Below are 16516 nucleotides of genomic sequence, written 5' to 3' on the forward strand. Positions count from 1 at the left end.
CCGCCCCCCATTACGGAGACCTCCATGCGCAAACTTGCCGCCGCCCTCGTGGGCGTGCTCGTGGCCGCACTTCCGGCAACGGCCGCCCTGGCCGCCGCCCCCAAGCCGGATATCGCGGTGACCTCCGCCGCCGACAAGGCCAGCTACGCCGAGGGTGAGACCTTCACCATCACGGTCACGGTGAAGAACAAGAGCTCCGTCGACGCCAAGCACGTGCACTACACCGGCGGCGACAGCGAGGGCGTCGACGATGTCGCCTATGGTGAGCTGTCGAGCGGCTTCGACCTCGCCGCCGGTGCCACCAAGACCGTAAAGCTCACCGGCAAGACCAACCGCGTGGCGTGGCAGGTCGGCCGGGGATACGTCGCCTTCGAGCTTCGCGCCGACAATGGCGAGGCCAACGCCGCCGACAACATCACCAGCGTGCGGCTGCTGGTGCCGGGCGCCTTTGACGATCTCGGCGGATACGTCTTCCAGGGTGAGTCCTATGACGCCGAGTGGACGCCCCAGACCGCCGGCGTGCCGGGTGTGAAGGTCGTCGCCACCACTGCCGACGGCAAGACGAGGTACGCCGAGGCCATCACGGACGCCAAGGGCCTGTTCCGTCTCGCCCACCTCCCAGCCGGCGACGTCCTGCTGACCTTCACCGCCCCGGCGGGCTGGAAGGTCATGGCCGGCGAGAACGGCGAGTACGACCACACCTTGGCGCAGGTCAGCGCCGACGACAGCGACGAGCCGCGCATCTTCGTGCCGGCGAAGAAGGTTCCCGTGAGCTCTCCGAGCGCCTCGCCGTCGCCGTCCTCGCCGTCGCCGTCTTCCTCGCCGTCTTCGTCTTCGCCGCCGTTGTCGCCGTCGTCGTCGCCGACGAGCGCCGGTCCGGGTCTGCCGGTCACCGGCGACAAGACCATGCTGCTCGTCGGCGCGGCTGCGGTCGCCCTCGCGGTCGGCATCGCGCTGGTGCTCGTCGCACGACGCCGTCGCGTACGCCTGCAGGCCTGATCGACCGACGTCGCTTCGGCGGCCGGACACCGCGGGCGGTAGCTGCCGCCGCTGTGTCGAGCAGAGCGAAGGGTGCCGAGGCTCCAGCACCCGCTGGAGCCTCGGCGCCGCCGCTCCGACCGCGACGACGCCCTCAACGCGCGCTCCGTCGGGTGTTCACGCGGTTGGGACATGAGAAGACCGATGTGAATCCTCTGTGAAATGCCGGTGATCGGTCGGCGGCATGTGTCGACGGCCCGACGACGTCTATACAATGCACCTCATCTATATCGAGCTGTAACCATGGCTGAGGTGAATCTGCTGCGTATTCAGGTAGCGCTCATCGGCATTTCCCGGTTGGCGGGCGGGCCAGCCACAGGTGCGACGGCCCCGACCGTAACTGCTCTCGGTGACCTGGGCGCGTGCCGTTGAGCGGCCATGTGGCTGGTGGTCGGTTGGACGTCTCCATACTGGGTCCCATTCAGCTGTGCCGGGACGGCGTCCCGGTCCCGCTGGGTCCACAGCTCACCACGCTGTTCGCCATCCTGCTGTTGGAGCTCGGTAAGCCGGTGCCGAGCCGGCGACTGGCGACACTGCTCACCGGCGACGACGCGTCGGACGCCGCGCGGGCCACTCTCCGCAGCCATGTCGCCCACCTGCGGCGGGCCCTCGAACCCGGTGAGCGCGGGCGGCGTGGCAACTGGCTCATCGCCACGGTCGGCCGCGGAGCCGCAGCGGGATACCGGCTGGACCTGGACCCGGCGTGCGTCGACGCTGTCCGGTTCGAGGAGGCGCTCCGGGAGAGCCGTCGACTGTTCGCGCTCGGCGATGCCGAGCACGCCGACCGGGCCGCCGCGATGCTTCGTTCCGCGCTCGATCAGTGGCACGGCGAGCCCTACGCTGACCTCGCGGACAAACCCTTTGCCCTGGCCGAAGTCGCACGACTTCGAGCAGTTCACCGTGCGGCACTGCTCCTCTACGCGGAGGCGGTCAACGGGTTGGGGCGGCACGCCGAGGCGATGGGCGACCTGACCGGCGCGGTGGCCGCTGACCCGTACGACGAGGGCCTGCGCTGCATGCTCGCTCTCACCCTCTACCGGGACGGCCGCACTGACGAGGCGGCGGAGGTGTGCCGGGACGGCTTGGCGTTGCTGGGCCGCCGGGGCATCGACGCACCGGAGCTGCATGACTTGCAGCGCGACATCCTGCGGCGGGAGGTGCGACAACCGGCCGGCGGTTCGGCCGGTCGGCCCACGGTGCCCCGGATGCTGCCTCCGGACCTGCCGTTCTTCGTCGGCCGTGCGCAGGAGCTGTCCACGGCGGAGGCCCGGCTGATCGAGCGTGACGAGCAGCGGCCGGCGATTCTGCTTGTCCTGGGTCCGGCAGGGGTCGGCAAGACCAGTTCGAGTGTGCATCTGGCCCACCGGCTGGCCCCTCGATTCTCCGACGGGCAGCTCTACGCCAACCTCCGGGGCTTCGACGCGACTGCCGCGGCGCTGGCGCCGACCGAGGTGCTGCGCGCCTTTCTCGAGGCGCTCGGTGTGGCACCGGAGCAGATTCCGACCAACCTCAACGCACAGGTCGCCAGATACCAGGCCCAGTTGCGGGACCGACGGATCCTGATCATGCTCGACAACGCGCACAGCGCCGACCAGGTCCGGCCGCTACTTCCCGGCTCGGCCACGTGCGTGACAGTGGTGACCAGCCGGAATCGGATGTCATCCCTGATCGCCGTCGACGGTGCCCACCCGCTCACCCTCGGCCTGCTCGATGAGGGGGAAGCGGCCCAACTCGTCAGGGACCGAATCGGCATCGACCGCGCCGGGCAGGAACCCGAGGCCGTCTTCGAGATTGCCCGGCTCTGTGCGGGCCTCCCGCTGGCGTTGTCCATCGCCGCCGCCCGGGCCGCTGCCAACCCCCAGTTCGACCTCCGGTCCCTCGCCGGTGATCTGGCCAGCGCCGGGGTGCTGGACAGACTCACCGACAGCGACTCTTCGGTGGACGTACGCGCGGTGTTCTCCTGGTCCTATCGCGCCTTGACCCCGGCGGCCGCTCGGCTGTTCCGGCTGCTCGGCCTGCATCCCGGCCCGGATTTCACCGCCGCCGCGGCGGCCAGCCTGGCCGGCCTGAGCCGGCGCACGGCCAACGCCCTGCTCGTCGAACTGACCGGTGCCCACCTGACGGGGGAGCGGGTCCCGGGCCGGTACGTCCTGCATGATCTGCTCCGCGCCTACGCGGGTGAACTGTGCGAGGACGAACCCGAACGGCAGGCCGCGCGACGCCGGTTGCTGGACCACTACCTGCATTCGGCCGTCGCGGCGGACAAGGTGCTGATGCCGTACCGGCAACCGGTCGCGGTGGTCGCACCGGAGGAGGGCGTGACGCCCGAAGACCCGGCGGAGGTCGACCCCCTCGCCTGGTTCACCGTGGAACACCAGACGCTCATCGCCGTGGTCGGTTGCGCCGCCCACGCCGGTCTCGACCGGCACGCCGCGCAGCTGGCCTGGGCGATGGCGACCTATCTCGGCCGGGGCAGCTACTGGCACGACGTTCTGGCCACCCAGTCCCTGGCCCTGTCGGCGGCGGTCCGCCTCGACGACCGGTCGGCGCAGGCCCAGTGCCGCAGGGAACTTTCCCACGCGCTCGCCGGGCTCGGGCGACTGGAGCAGGCGCGGGACCAGCTGCACCGGGCGCTGATCGACCTCTCCGACGTCGCGGATCCCATCGGTCAGGCGTACAACCACCTGAGCCTGGGTTGGCTGTACGAGTTGCAGGGTGATCAACGATCGGCGACTCACCACGATCAGGTCGCGCTCGACCTGTTCAGACGAGGTGGCGACCGCAGCGGGCAGGCCCGGGCACTGAACGCGGTGGGCTGGGACTACGCGCAGGTCGGCAACTATCGGCAGGCCATCGGTTACTGCCGGCAGGCGCTGTCGCTGCACGCCGAACTGGGCGACGACGCCGGGGCCGTGAACACCTGGGACACCCTCGGCTACGCCTATCACCACCTGGGTGAGTACAGCATCGCCATCGAGTGCTACGAGCAGGCACTGTGCCTGAACGTCGGGCATCGCTTCAAGGAAGCCGAGGCCCTGGCCCACCTGGGCGACTGCCACCACGCCCTGGGTGACATGGCGGCCGCCGCGAACAGTTGGGGCCGGGCGTACGCGATCATGACCGAGCTGCGCACCGGCGACGCCGACGCGGTACGGGCCAAGCTGGAACTCACCCGGGCGAGGGTGCCGGCCGTGGGTCATGGTGAGGGCGAGCGAGGGGCGTTGAGAACCGCGCCCAGTATCCGCTCCCCGGAGAAGTAGCCGATTCGCCGTGAGTCGAAGCTTGATCCCGGATTGTCGCCCAGGAGTACGACCATGCCTGGTGGGACTCGCTCCTCAGCCAACGCCGGCACCCGGTCACGGGGTACCGGATCGCCCGGCGCCGCCGCCACCCTCTTGATCAACCATCGGCGTCGGCCCACCTCGGCTGCCGAGGCGCCGTCGCGCAGTGGCGGCAGTGGCCACTTGCCGTCGACTGACGGATACTCCACGACCACCACATGCCCGGTGGCCGGCAGGCGGCCCCGCCGCACCAGCACCCGGTCGCCGTCCCGGTAGGTCGGCTCCATGCTGGCGCCGTCCACTGTCACCGCGACGAGACGACGTGTCAGAAGGCGCCATCCGAGCAGGGCCGCGCCGGCCAGGGCAGCCAACGACCCGACGATCAGCAACAGCTCGTACGCCCTCGACGCCTCAGCGAGCGGGGTCCCGAACGTGGCAGCCTGGATCATCGTGCCTCCGTCGTCAGCGCGCTCCCGGCGGTTCCGCCGTAGCCGGACGCTTGAAGATCGAACAACCGGCGGTAGGTGCCGTCGGCCGCGATCAGGGAATCGTGCGTGCCGCGTTCCGTCACCCGACCGTCGGCGATGACGACAATCAGGTCGGCGTCGCGGAGGGTGCCCAGACGGTGGGAGATCAGCACACTGGTCCGGCCCGTGCGGTACCGCAGCAGGCGGTGGTGGATCTCGTCCTCGGCTGCGGCGTCGAGCCCGGCCGAGGGCTCGTCGAGGATCAGCAGGTCCGGCCGGTCACGCAGGAAGGCGCGGGCAAGCGCCAGCCGTTGCCACTGGCCACCCGAGAGAACCACACCGGTGCTCGGGTCCTGCTTGTCGGACTCCTGGTAGAAGATCCGGGACAACAGGGTGTCGTAACCGTGCGGCAGGGCGGTCAGCACGTCATGGATGCCGGCGGTACGCGCGGCGGCGGTGATCCGTCCTCGCTCCGACAGGGCGGTGAGATCACCCAGAGCGATGTTCTCGGCGGCGGTCAGGTCGTAGTGCATGTAGTCCTGAAAGACAGCGCCGATACGGCGCCGCAACTGGGCGGGGTCGACCTCGCGGATGTCCACCCCGTCCCAGAGAACCTGCCCACGGGTGGGGTCGTGGAACCTGCACAACAACTTCACCAGCGTCGACTTGCCGGCACCGTTGAGCCCGACGACCGCGAGGGTGGCACCGGCCGGGATCCGAAGGTTCACCCCACGCAGGACCCACGGCGACCCGGGGGAGTACCGGAACCACACGTCCCGCAGCTCGACGCCCCGCCTGAGCTGATCGACCGGCCGCGCGACCGGGGCGATGGGCAGATCCGGGGGACTGGTCGTCACCGCCACGTAGTGGTCGAACATCAGCAACGCGTGGTGCGCGCGGGCGATCTCCGCCGCCAGCGTGGCCAACGCGCTCTGTACGCCGGCGACCGCCGCGACGAAGACGGTGACCTCACCTACCGTGATCCGACCGGCCGCAGCGGACCGGACCGCCCAGAGCAGACCGATGCCGGCGACGACCGCGGACACGAGCGCCAGGCCGACCTGTGCCAACAGCTCGCGGCGGTCGTTGAGGTGCTTGGCCCGGTTGACCGTCCGGCGGTCGGCCAACATCCGGCCCCGCAGATGGCCGCCTGTGCCGAACAGTCGCACCTCCTTCGCCGCCGCGGAGGTGGAGAGCAACTGGCTGTAGAAGAACTCGCGGCGCTCCGCCGGCCCGATCCGCCACTGCATCCCGGCCCGATAGCGGGCCAACAGCATCTCGGTCGCGAGCATCGGCACCGCCGACGCCAGCACCAGGACGGCCAGCATCGGACTGAACAGGTAGAGCGACCCGAGGAAGCCGGTGACGGTGATCGCCGTACGGGCGGTGCCGAGGACCCCGTCCATGACCTGGCTCGGGGTGCTGCCACCGGTCTGCTGGGCGAGCCGGAGTCGGTCCAGGAACTGAGGGTCCTCGAACCGGTCGAGACCGACGAAGCGGTCCACTGCCGTGAACAACCGATCCTGTGCGAGCAGGCCGACCGACCTGTCCAACTCCGCCCGCAGGTACCGGGTGAGCTGCGGCGCCGACCCCGCCACCATGCCGGCGACGGCGAGCGCCACACCGATCTGGGTCAGCGTCTTCGGCGCCGCGTCGCCGGCGATCCCGTCCAGAATCCCCTTGGTCAACCATGCGATCAGTACCGGCAGCGCACCGGCGCCGAGCATGAGCACCACGTACCCGAGCAGGGTCACCGGGGCGGCCCGGCCGACGAGCAGGCACGCCGTACGGATGCGGCGTGCCGACCGCGCCGGTGGTGCCGACGCCCGCAACCCGCGGGCGTCATCCGCCGCGATGTCGCCGCGCCGCGTCCGCCACCCGATCATGCCGGGGCCGGCGCCGTTTGCTTGATCCGAACCAGCCGGCCGGCGTCATCCGGACCGACCCACATCATCGTGGGATAGGTGAAGGCGCGGAAGGCGTTGCTGAGCGGCCCGCCCTTCGGCTCGACGACCACCCGCGCCACCGGGGCGAGCCGCTCGGTGAACGCATCGGCGTCGTCGGCACCGGCGGCGACGACAGCGAGCACCTGCTCCCGGCCGCCGGGCACCCGCCGGGCGTGCTCGATGAGTTCGGGCAGTTTCTCTCGGCACGAGTCGCAGGAGGTGGAGACGAAGGCCACGAAGGTCTCCGCCCGCAGCAGCTCGCGGCGCACCGGGACGCCATCGACGTCGACGGCGGCGAAATCGCCCACCGGGTCGGCGATGCCCAGTTCGGCGGAGACCCCGGCCTCGTTCGAGAGCAGCGCCGTGTGCTCACGCAGACGCTTCAGGACGCCGAAGGTGAGGAGGAAGTTCACCGTACCGAGCAGGCCCACGACCAGAACGGCCGAAGCAAGGAGGGTCATCTGTTGCTCCCGAAAGTAGTCAACGACTGTGGGTGGTAAGTCGCGGATCGTGGTCGACCCCGCGGAACAGGGCCACCAGGTCGTCGGATCTGATGGCCAGGAAGCCCAGCAGCAGGCCGACGAAGCCGGCGAGCACCAGCCCCGCCGGCCGGAGCGAGCTGGGTGGTGACGCGGCCGAAGCGACAGCCACGACGGCGCCGCCCGCCGCCAGGCCGGTCAGCAGTACGTTGCGGACGACGTGCCGGCGGCCGAGTCTCTGGGCGTTGGCACCAAAGCAGCGGCAGGTACTCGCGGTCCCCCGTCGCACCGCGATTCCCACGCCCACCGTGAAGATGCCCAGCAGCACCGCCGCACCGACCAGCGCAATGCGGGGGACGACACCCGTGGGCACCGCCAACGCCGCACACAGCGCGCCCTCCACCACCACCAGGACGATCGCGGCCGGACGGACCAGGCGCCTCGGCAGCAGTCCGACTCCGCGCAGGGAGGCGACGAACGCGGGGAACGCATCCCGTCCCCACACCTTGCTCACCGAGGACGCCAGGAATACCAGGCCGATCGCGCACCGCACGGTGATGGTCAGATAGTGCATCGGTGTTCCCCTCGCTTCGACTCGTTGACGCCCGGCCACCCCGGCCGAGGATCGACCACCCGATCCCGACGGGTTCCCCATCGGAGAATCGGCTTCGCGACCTCGGCCGGAGGCGGAAAGCCGCATGGTGACAGCGGTCAGTCGCCCTGCGGCCTCAGTTGTCAGCAGCCCTTGCAGTAGATCCACTCACCGGGCTGATCGATTTCCCCGACGGTGCAGGCGTCGCAGGGCAGCGCCCGTCCGCACCGGCTGATGCACTGCCAGCACGAAGGCCAGCTGCCACAGCCCGCCGACGCACTGATCTTGGGTACGAACATGGCCAGCAACCGGCCGCCCATGCCCTCGATGATTCCCCTCATCCGAGCCTCCCGAGATACCCGAGGAGCACCGTGCTTCCTCTGTGGAACACCCTGCCGACGCCTGGTGCAAGGCTGGTGCAAGCACCGTGGAAGAGGTGTGGAAGCACGGCCGGCGTGCGCTCGGCCTCGCTTGACACGACACGGGGCCAAGCGTTGACTCGCGGATATGGGACGGGCCTGCCGCAGCAGGTCGCAGGCATCTTTCTCGTCGCCGCAGCCCTCGTTGTGGGGGTGACCAGTCGTGTCGCGGCGAAGTCCTCAGGAACTCGTCTGCCTGTTCCGGCAGGCGCCGCAGGCATCGGTTATCTGGTGGCCCTGGCGGTAGTGGTGATCGGGTCCCTGATCGTTGCCCGGACCGTCATTCGTCCTGACGGACCGGATTGGCTCGCGTGGGTGCTCGCCGCTGTCGCTTTTGTGGTCACGCTCGGCGGGGCGTGGGTGACGAAGGCGAAGCGAGCGGCATAAGTTCGGGGTCCTACCTGAGCGACATCCGGGCGCGCTTCGCCGGGCAGGCGGACTGACCCGGAGCGATCATCGGAACGACACCGAGACCGGCCTGGCACTGATGGTCCCCGCCAGGGTGGTTCGCCGAAGGTCGGCAGATGCCCTCCCGGCCCGGGTCACGGGAGCGCCGAAGGATCGGTCATTGCCGACTCCGACGCCTCCGTGGCACCATTTATCGATGCGCGTCGAACTCTTGCGTCGCAGCAGGTCTCGCCTACTGCTGGCGATGGCAGCGGCTGCCGTGTCCACCGCATCCCTGGGCTTCGCCACGCCGGCATCCGCCGCGGCCTCTGACGGTCACTACTGCGGGTGGATCTCGCCGGACAGCCCACCAGGCAAGACGGACGCCAAGACCGTCAACTTCACCGGAACTGTCCAGTGCGACGGTCCGGTGCGTCGCGTCGACCTCACCGTGGAGTTGCTCTACCACGGGCTGGTCGGTGGCCCCGGCCAGACGGTGAACGGCCGTACCGAGGTGTGGCAGGACACCAACGTGACCCTGTTCGGTCTTGGCGTCACCAACCCGGGCACGCTCTGCGAGTCGGGCTACTACTCGGGTCGAGCGACCGCCACCGTCCAATTCCTTTCGGGAAGTCCGGAATACATCACCAGATCGGCAACCTCTCTGACGACATACCTGACGTGCCCGCCCCCGGATATTCCGATACCCCCGCCGAGCGGGGCGGTGACGGTCACCAACCCGGGCACCCAGAGCATGCTCAAGCTGGACTCCGTGGCGCTGCAGATGCAGGCCACCGGCGGGAGTGGGTCGTACACCTGGTCGGCGACCGGCCTGCCTCCCGGGCTGGCCATCAATCCCTCGACCGGCCTGATCAGCGGCACGCTCAGCACCATCGGCACCTACAACGTCACGGTCACGGCCGACGGGGGCGGACAGGGCAGCACCACCTTCACCTGGAGTGTCCGAAAAGACTCCCCCTGCACGCGCTGCTGACCAGACCTGCAAAACCCACTCGGTGTCGGAATGACGACGGACGGCCGCACCACGCGCGACCGTCCGCAGCTGCCGCGGGTCAGTGCTCGGCACCGACAAGGCTGGGTGAGTCGTCCTCTCCCGACACCTTCGCACTCACCAGTGAGGTGAGCACCGACAGCACCGCCGCGCCGGACGCGATGCCACCGGCCGCCGCCCAATCCGCCTGCCATGCGTTGAACACGACGTCAGCGCCCCAGTAGAGCAGCAGACCCTGCGCGGCGCTCTTCACCGCCCGCTCGGCGGTGGCCTTCCAGAACTTCGTGGTGAACATCGTGGTACCTCCAGGGGTAGGTTCAGCGGACGGCCCATATCCCAAGAATGCCTGGTCAGAGGCTGTTACAGCTTGCCGCGCGGCCCGGGGATGCCGGTTGTCCCGCCGTGCTAGCCAGGAGAGGTCGGCTGCTTGCCCGGAACGCTTCGGGTACCGCGGCTGGCCTACCGTCCCGAAGGCTGGTGGTGCCAGGTGAAAGCAGTCGTGTACGACCGGTACGGATCCCCGGATGGGTTGCGGATCGAGGACCTCCCCAAGCCTTCCCCCGCCGCCCGACAGGTGCTCGTCAAGATCGCGGCGACCTCGGTGAACCTGAGCGATTGGGAGGCGCTGCGGGGTTCGCCGCTGTATGCGCGCATCGGTGGGCTGCGCTCCCCGGCACGCCGCACCCTCGGCTCGGACATCGCCGGACGGGTCGAGGCGGTGGGCTCCGCCGTCACCCGGTTCCGACCCGGTGACGAGGTGTACGGCGACAACCTCATGCTCAAGGGCGGGTTCGCCGAGTACGCGATCGCCCCCGAGTCGGTCCTGGCCCGTAAGCCCGCCGCCCTGACGTTCGCCGAGGCGTCGACGATCCCGCAGGCGGGCGCGATCGCACAGCAGGGCACTGCGGGCGCAGGAGCCGGCAGCCGAGTCCTGATCAACGGCGCCGGCGGGGGATCCGGCGCGTTCGCGATCCAGTTGGCCAAACGACTCGGCGCCCAGGTGAGCGGGGTCGACAACGCGGGCAAGCTCGACTTCATGCGGTCTGTCGGCGCGGACGAGGTGATCGACTACCGCAGCCGGGACTTCACCCGGGGCGGCCCGTACGATCTCATCCTCGATCTGGTCGCGTACCGGTCGGTGTTCGCCTACCGCCGGGCACTGGCCCCCGGCGGCCGCTACCGGTGCGTCGGCGGATCGGTCCCGGCGGTGCTGCGCGTGCTGACGGTCGGCGCGATGGCCGGCCGGCTCAGCAACCGCCGGCTGGGTGTGCTCGCCGTCCGGGAAGGGCCGGCCCACTTCGAACCGGTGGCCGACCTCTGCGTAGCGGGTGACCTCGGCATCCACATCGACCGGGCCTTCACGCTCGACGAGACCCCTGAGGCGTTGGCCCACGTGGGCGAGGGACGCGCCCTCGGGAAGGTCGTCGTGAGCGTCACCTGACAGGCGTCAGGACAGCGACGGCGGCCAGCGGTGTTCGCGCCACTCGTCCCATGTCGAGAATCCAGCCGGCGGATCGTCAAGAGGTTCACTGCCGTCGAGTTCTGCTCGCGTTGGGATCTCGATGGTGGAGGCCCACTCGGCGAGTTCGTCGTCGGACATCGGCCACGTCGTGTGTGGCGCTTCGGCTTGACGCCGATCACGTCGTCTCCGCTGCTCGGCCGGGGTGAGTTCGAAGTAGCGCATCTCCACCAGCGCGCATCGGTCTGCTGCGGCCTGGCGGAGCGCGGTGCGCTCGTTCCGACTCCAGAGGCCGTAGTCGATCACGACGTTGTTGCCCAGTTCAAGCGCGCGCAGCCCGATCTGGATGAGCCGACCTTCGATCACGTCGCCCGCTGATGCCGGATTCTCGTGGCCGTAGAGAGCCTTCACCCATTCGTCCTTCGTGAGACGGAGCGCTGCCCGCTCGGTCTCGATGCGCCGAGCGGCAGTGGTCTTCCCGGTGCAGGGGAGTCCCACAGTCAGGAACAGTGTTGGTCGCCTCATCATCACCCGCGTCCCGCCGTCAGCGGCGAATGACCAGGTTGGCCATGTCGACGACCGGTCGGTAGCCGAGCGCGGCGTAGATCTTGTTCGAGGTCGGGTTGGCCTGGTCGGTGAACAGGCAGACCCGCGTACCCTCGGCCTGGATTCGTCGGGAAACCTCGGCGACCGCGTTGCTGGCCCACCCCCGTCCGCGTTGGGTGGGCGGGGTGTACACCGGGCCCACCCGGGCCACTCCGAACGACGGCGGGTTGGCACCCGTCAGGTGCACCGGCTCTCCGGCGTCGTCGACCCAGAACCACAGCCGTCCGGCGTGGAGGCGGCGCACCATGTCCGCCCGGTCGGGCATCTCGTGGGCTCTGGTGCCGCGTGGTCGGCCAGCCTGTTCGTCGGCGTCGTCCATGAACGCGGCGAACCAGTCCGTGACCAGCTCCACATCGTCCTCGGTGGCGACCGTCAAGCCGCCCGGCACCGGTGGCGGCATCGTCAGCTCGCCGAGCTCGTGCAGTCGGGTGTGCTGGGTGATGTCGACTCGACCCCCGCCGAGCCGGGTCAGCTCGGCGGCGCACAGTTCCACGGCAGGCAGGGCCCCGTTGACAGCGAGTACCTCCTCCTCGCGCTCGTGCAACGCGTGGGCCAGCGCAACGGACGCCTCGTCGGGCATGGGCAGCAGAAACGGGGGGTGGGGGGCATACGGTGCCGTACGCATCCCGGCGCCGACCACGACGCCGGAGCTGTCGCTGACCACCAGCCACCAATTGCGGTCGGGCTGTGAGATGCCCTCGGCCCGCTGCGACAGCAGCCGGTGCGCGACGGTCGTCACGACCGTGCTGACGACCGGATCGGCGCTCAGGTAGTCATCGGCCACAGCCAGGAACTCGCCCGGATCGGTGCAGAACCGCAGGCGCAGCCCGGCTGTCGAGACAGCGCTCATCCGCCTACGCTAGCCACCGCCCCATTCTCCGCGCCTCCGAATTACCGGCTGCGGCCGGGACTGAGGAGGGCGACTCAGCTGCCGTCAACCGTGCCGTCGCTGAGCTGCGGAGGCTTGGGTAGCAGGATCGGGACCGTTGACAGGCCTTGGATCGCCATCGAGTAGTACGAGTCGAAGAGGTCGAACACCTCGTTGGCCTGGTCAAGGGTGAGGTCGTCGGCGCCGGTGCCGGCTGGCCAGTCGTGCGATGAGACGTGGTACTCGGAGTCCATGGACATCACCTGAACCGATCCGATCTGCCGGGGCGTACGAGGCTCACCTCAGTGAAAACGTACGCGGTGCCGTTCTGGTTCACAGACGGGTGCGTCGATGTATCGTGATCGCTCGATGTGGTGGGCCGAGTGTAACAGGGCTCCACCCTAGTGAAGGTGCTCTTTGGGGCCACCGAATCCGTCGGTTCTGCCCGATAGATGGATGAATTCCCACGTCCTCGCGAGGTACGCGTAACCGGTGGTGCTCGCGTTCAACAGGGCCAGCAACATCAGCGCGCTCCATGCCATCGACGTGATGCCCAGGATCTGCATATCGGCCGGGACTTTCCATTGCAGGAGGGGGAGTTCTGCCTTGTAAACCATGAACAGGCCGCTGGCGGCGATCGAACACAGCACAGTGGCCAGCAGGGAGATCCGCGCCGCGAGTGTTCCCTCAAGTAGACGTCGCGGTTGGCTGTCAAAGCCGAGCCAGGCTGCGGCGACGGCGGGAAAAACCAGAAGGAACGCCGGCACGTCGGTTCCCGGGTCGGGGTCGCGCGAGGTGACGAAGCCGATCAGCCAGATGAGGAGTGCCGCCGCTGTGGAAGCGATGAGCGCGCGGAAGACCGAACCCGGTGGCACCTCGTAGAAGCGGAACCGCACATCCGGGATGCGATCACCGTTGGGCAGTTTTTCCCTGGGCTCGGGAAAGAAGCGTGTGTAGAAGTGGGCGTAGCGTTGGCCGGCGCGTCGGCGGAAACGGTAGTAGGGCGGGGGCGTGGTCAGTTCCAGCAGCGGCCCCGACTTCTCCTGCGCGAAGCTCTGCTCAAGTCGTGACTGGCGATCGTTCCAGTGGGCGTTCAGGTATCCCACCAGTTCCTGCGCCTCCTGTACGCCGACGAACACCCCGTCCTGGCAGTCGATGATGAGGTGATAGCTCTGCGTGGTCCACGCGTTGTCCAACGATATGGAGAAGTCGACAGGTCGGGAGCCGAGCAGCAGACGTGCGCGCGCCTTCAACCAGCTCAGGATGCCCTCGGACAAGGGCGCAAGGGCGAGGGTGGGCGTCATCATCCGCTCGTACGAGACGACGAATCGACCATCCACGGGACAGGGCACAGCCGCCACGACCGCGTAGTGGGATGACAGCTTCTTGATCAGTTGCGCCGCCAGCTTCAGCGCTGCGGGGTTCGCGAGCTTCGTCCGGCCGTTCGCGTGTCCTGCCCGGTACAGCGCGTTGCTGCCCTCGCTGTCATCAGGCTCGTCGCTCGTGGTCGTGGCCCGGCGCATCACCGCCTGGAGAGCGGTCCGTTCCGCGTCGAGAGCGTCCGGGTGTCTGCCGTTGGAGATGTCCTCGCCGTAGGCGATGTCGAGGAGGGTCCGGAGCACTTTGGCGACGAGTTGCAGGTACTGCCGGTAGGAGAGCACCGGTACCGCGCTGCCGTCGGCGGCCAGGACCCGCAGGTTGTCCACCATCTCGCCCTTGCGGGGCACGAGTACGGGGAAGAGGATGACGGCCGGATGCTGGGTGGCGTCGGTGGCGTCGCTCCGCCCACCTTCGAAGCCCTCGTTGCCTGTTGTCGTCCGCTGGGCCGGAATTCCTGGCCTCGGAAGTGTCGCGGTATCAGCGGTGTTCAGCAGCCGTTGGACGTCCCGTGACGGCAACTGCGCATCGATGGTGACCAGCTGGGTCAGCGTCCGCTGGCCCGGATCGTATCGCTCGGTGAGCCGCTGACGAACGTGCGCGGGGTAGATGACGGCAGAGGCGAAAATGCGCGCCTGTGCGGGACCGGCGTTGTCCGAGGTGTTGCTGATCTGCGCTTGGCCAGCGGTTCGCTGCAGGACGTTGACCTGGTATTCGGGTAGCCCCCATACCTTCGTGGATCGATGTGATGTCCGTTGCGGAAGAACGTAACGGCGTCGGGTGTGTATGACGAGGAGCAGACCGAGCGTCAACGCCGCCAGTGCCCGTAGCGCCCATCTCAGGTCGGCGCCCCATCTGTCCGGCGTGCCGACGATCACGAAGACAAACAACAGCGCCATGAGGATGCAGGTGACGAAAACGGAGAGGGCCGATGGCGGCGATACCACTTTTCGCTCTGCGGTGACACGGGCCGACGACGATTTACCCGCCGGCTCTGCTTCCTGCGCGGCCGGTGCGTGTTTGAGCGAGGAGACCACATCCACCTCCGGGATCGCCGCTAGGACTCAATGAAATTCACGTTGGGTTCTACACCCTTACGGCCGGCCATAGAGGGAAGAAGATTGGTGTCAGCGATGCGACAGCAGGACCGGGCGGGCGGTTACAGTTGCCCACAGCAACGGTTCGATTACGGTGGACGGCCGGGCCGGCTGCTGCTCCTCCGAACCGGTTGATTGGGCCCGGCGGCTCAGCCCGCTGGGGGAGCGGGCGGCCAGCGGTACGCCGACAATGGGGGGATGAAGCGAGAGGTGAGCCTGATGCGGGCGAACGGCGCGGTGGCGACGGGTGCGGCGGCCACCGGTGCGCGGGCTGCGGGGGCTGTGTCGCTCGGTGCGCTGGCCGTGGGGGCGCTGGCCGTCGGGGCCGTGGCCGTCGGGGCGCTGGCCATCGGGCGGCTGGCTATCCGCAGGGCAGTGGTGCGGGAGCTGCGCGTCGGCCGGTTGGAGATCGACGAACTGGTGGTGCGCAGTCGACCCACCGCCGAGGAGTAGGGCGTAGCCGCAGCGGGCGGTAGCCGCTGGGCGGGGTCTGGCCGCACCGCGTACGGGAGTCTTGCGGGCACTTGCCGCTCCGGTCGGAGCTGACGCGGGTCCGTCGGCGGGGCATGCTCCCGCCGACGGACCTCAGGCAGGGCGGGCCTACGGTTTGCGGGCGAGCATCCCGACGAACGTGTGATAGGTATCGGTCTGCACCGTGACGGGTGCGTCCGGCTCCGGGCGCCACTCGGCCAGCGGCACCAGCCCCGGTTCCAGCACCGTCAGCCCTTCGGCGAACGAGAGGATCTCCTCGTCGGTACGCCAGCGGCCGGTGCCCAGCGACTCGTTGAAGACCCGTTCGACCTCGCGGGCCTTGCGGGAGCCCTCTGGGTCCCGGTCGCCCGGGTCGCGGAAGTGTGAGATCGCCACGTAGCTGCCGGAGGGCAGCGCGTCGATCAGCGCCGCTGCCACCGCCTTCGGGTCCTCGTCGTCACCGAGGTGGTGCAGGATCGCGAAGAGCAGCAACCCGATCGGCCGGTCGAAGTCGAGGAACCGGCGTGCGTCGGGGTGGTTGAGGATCGCCTGCGGTTCGCGGATGTCCGCCTGGATCACCGTCGCGGTGCCCTCCGCGGCGAGCAGGGCGCGCCCGTGCGTCAGGACGATGGGGTCGTTGTCCACATAGACCACCTGAGCCTTCGGGTTCTGCTCGGTGGCGACCTCGTGCACGTTGCCCTGAGTGGGCAGCCCGGAACCGATGTCGAGGAACTGGTCGATGCCCGCCTCGGTGACGAGGTAGCGGATCACTCGACGCAGGAAGGCCCGGTTCGCCTGGCCGGCGGCCGGCCCGTCCGGGGTGATCCGCAGGGCGTGCTCGGCGACCTTCCGGTCGGCCTCGAAGTTGTCCTTGCCGCCCAGGAAGAAGTCGTAGACCCGGGCCACGCTGGGAATGGTGGGGTCGATGCCGGCGGGTGCCGCCTTGTCGCGGGTCATAGGCGTCTCCATTCGATCGGGGTTGGCGCAGGCAGGGGTCTACGGATGGTGCCGGCGTTG

Annotated in this window: 17 protein-coding genes; 6 read left to right on the top strand and 11 right to left on the bottom strand. The window is 69.1% G+C overall.

The window, feature by feature from the left end; translation table 11 throughout:
* The first annotated feature begins 24 nt into the window (after positions 1–24).
* Both IF22_RS33830 and IF22_RS0118775 read left to right on the top strand, forming a co-directional pair.
* Positions 25–999 (top strand): SdrD B-like domain-containing protein, encoded by a 975-nt coding sequence (locus tag IF22_RS33830; protein WP_030333732.1) that lies wholly within the window; start codon positions 25–27, stop codon positions 997–999.
* A 434-nt stretch (positions 1000–1433) separates the two neighbouring features.
* Positions 1434–4298, top strand: a complete 2865-nt coding sequence (locus IF22_RS0118775; protein WP_167337313.1) for an AfsR/SARP family transcriptional regulator — start codon at positions 1434–1436, stop codon at positions 4296–4298.
* Here IF22_RS0118775 and IF22_RS0118780 read toward each other — a convergent pair.
* The 5 genes from IF22_RS0118780 to IF22_RS35065 all read right to left on the bottom strand — a co-directional run bounded on the left by IF22_RS0118780 (position 4235) and on the right by IF22_RS35065 (position 8144).
* The gene (locus IF22_RS0118780) at positions 4235–4768 is read right to left on the bottom strand and encodes a S26 family signal peptidase (RefSeq protein WP_081883903.1); all 534 of its coding nucleotides are present in this window, start codon (positions 4766–4768) and stop codon (positions 4235–4237) included. The two genes, IF22_RS0118775 and IF22_RS0118780, sit on opposite strands and share 64 nt — an antisense overlap.
* Positions 4765–6672 carry an ABC transporter ATP-binding protein gene (locus tag IF22_RS0118785; protein WP_081883904.1) on the bottom strand — a complete coding sequence of 636 codons (1908 nt, stop codon included), beginning with the start codon at positions 6670–6672 and terminating at the stop codon, positions 4765–4767. The genes IF22_RS0118780 and IF22_RS0118785 overlap by 4 nt, the downstream gene beginning before the upstream one ends.
* Complete coding sequence (locus IF22_RS0118790; RefSeq protein ID WP_051708614.1) at positions 6669–7193, bottom strand: thioredoxin domain-containing protein; 525 nt, start codon at positions 7191–7193, stop codon at positions 6669–6671. Before IF22_RS0118790 ends, IF22_RS0118785 begins: the two co-directional genes overlap by 4 nt.
* Positions 7194–7212: 19 nt before the next feature.
* Entirely contained in the window at positions 7213–7785 is a 573-nt protein-coding gene (locus tag IF22_RS0118795) for a MauE/DoxX family redox-associated membrane protein (RefSeq protein WP_051708615.1), read from the bottom strand.
* A gap of 161 nt (positions 7786–7946) precedes the next feature.
* The gene (locus tag IF22_RS35065) at positions 7947–8144 is read right to left on the bottom strand and encodes a hypothetical protein (protein ID WP_156057661.1); all 198 of its coding nucleotides are present in this window, start codon (positions 8142–8144) and stop codon (positions 7947–7949) included.
* 231 nt (positions 8145–8375) lie between these two features.
* Here IF22_RS35065 and IF22_RS35070 point away from each other — a divergent pair, with 231 nt between their 5' ends.
* Together IF22_RS35070 and IF22_RS0118805 are read left to right on the top strand one after the other, a co-directional pair.
* Positions 8376–8609 (top strand): hypothetical protein, encoded by a 234-nt coding sequence (locus IF22_RS35070; protein ID WP_156057664.1) that lies wholly within the window; start codon positions 8376–8378, stop codon positions 8607–8609.
* 217 nt (positions 8610–8826) lie between these two features.
* Positions 8827–9603, top strand: a complete 777-nt coding sequence (locus IF22_RS0118805) for an Ig domain-containing protein (RefSeq protein WP_245233670.1) — start codon at positions 8827–8829, stop codon at positions 9601–9603.
* A 79-nt stretch (positions 9604–9682) separates the two neighbouring features.
* Here IF22_RS0118805 and IF22_RS0118810 read toward each other — a convergent pair whose 3' ends face one another.
* Complete coding sequence (locus IF22_RS0118810) at positions 9683–9916, bottom strand: holin (RefSeq protein WP_030333742.1); 234 nt, start codon at positions 9914–9916, stop codon at positions 9683–9685.
* A 192-nt stretch (positions 9917–10108) separates the two neighbouring features.
* Between IF22_RS0118810 and IF22_RS0118815 the strand changes: the two genes are divergently transcribed.
* A complete protein-coding gene (locus IF22_RS0118815; protein WP_030333745.1) occupies positions 10109–11062 on the top strand; it encodes an NAD(P)-dependent alcohol dehydrogenase in 954 nt (317 codons plus the stop codon).
* Between the two features lie 6 nt (positions 11063–11068).
* Here the strand turns inward: IF22_RS0118815 and IF22_RS0118820 are convergent, their stop codons facing one another.
* The 4 genes from IF22_RS0118820 to IF22_RS0118835 form a co-directional block, all read right to left on the bottom strand.
* Positions 11069–11608: an AAA family ATPase gene (locus tag IF22_RS0118820; RefSeq protein WP_030333748.1), complete on the bottom strand. Its 540-nt coding sequence runs from the start codon at positions 11606–11608 to the stop codon at positions 11069–11071.
* A gap of 16 nt (positions 11609–11624) precedes the next feature.
* On the bottom strand, positions 11625–12536 hold the full coding sequence (locus tag IF22_RS0118825; RefSeq protein WP_030333750.1) for a GNAT family N-acetyltransferase: 912 nt from the start codon (positions 12534–12536) through the stop codon (positions 11625–11627).
* A 74-nt stretch (positions 12537–12610) separates the two neighbouring features.
* Positions 12611–12808 carry a hypothetical protein gene (locus tag IF22_RS0118830; RefSeq protein WP_030333752.1) on the bottom strand — a complete coding sequence of 66 codons (198 nt, stop codon included), beginning with the start codon at positions 12806–12808 and terminating at the stop codon, positions 12611–12613.
* 147 nt (positions 12809–12955) lie between these two features.
* Positions 12956–14974 (bottom strand): hypothetical protein, encoded by a 2019-nt coding sequence (locus IF22_RS0118835; RefSeq protein WP_156057668.1) that lies wholly within the window; start codon positions 14972–14974, stop codon positions 12956–12958.
* Positions 14975–15226: 252 nt separating this feature from the next.
* Here IF22_RS0118835 and IF22_RS0118840 point away from each other — a divergent pair, with 252 nt between their 5' ends.
* Positions 15227–15481 (top strand): hypothetical protein, encoded by a 255-nt coding sequence (locus IF22_RS0118840; protein WP_030333755.1) that lies wholly within the window; start codon positions 15227–15229, stop codon positions 15479–15481.
* A 147-nt stretch (positions 15482–15628) separates the two neighbouring features.
* On the opposite strand, the gene IF22_RS0118845 is transcribed toward IF22_RS0118840, so the two are convergent.
* Complete coding sequence (locus IF22_RS0118845; protein WP_030333757.1) at positions 15629–16456, bottom strand: SAM-dependent methyltransferase; 828 nt, start codon at positions 16454–16456, stop codon at positions 15629–15631.
* Positions 16457–16516: the final 60 nt, after the last annotated feature.

The organism is Micromonospora parva (genome assembly GCF_000718515.1).
Classification (GTDB): domain Bacteria; phylum Actinomycetota; class Actinomycetes; order Mycobacteriales; family Micromonosporaceae; genus Micromonospora; species Micromonospora parva.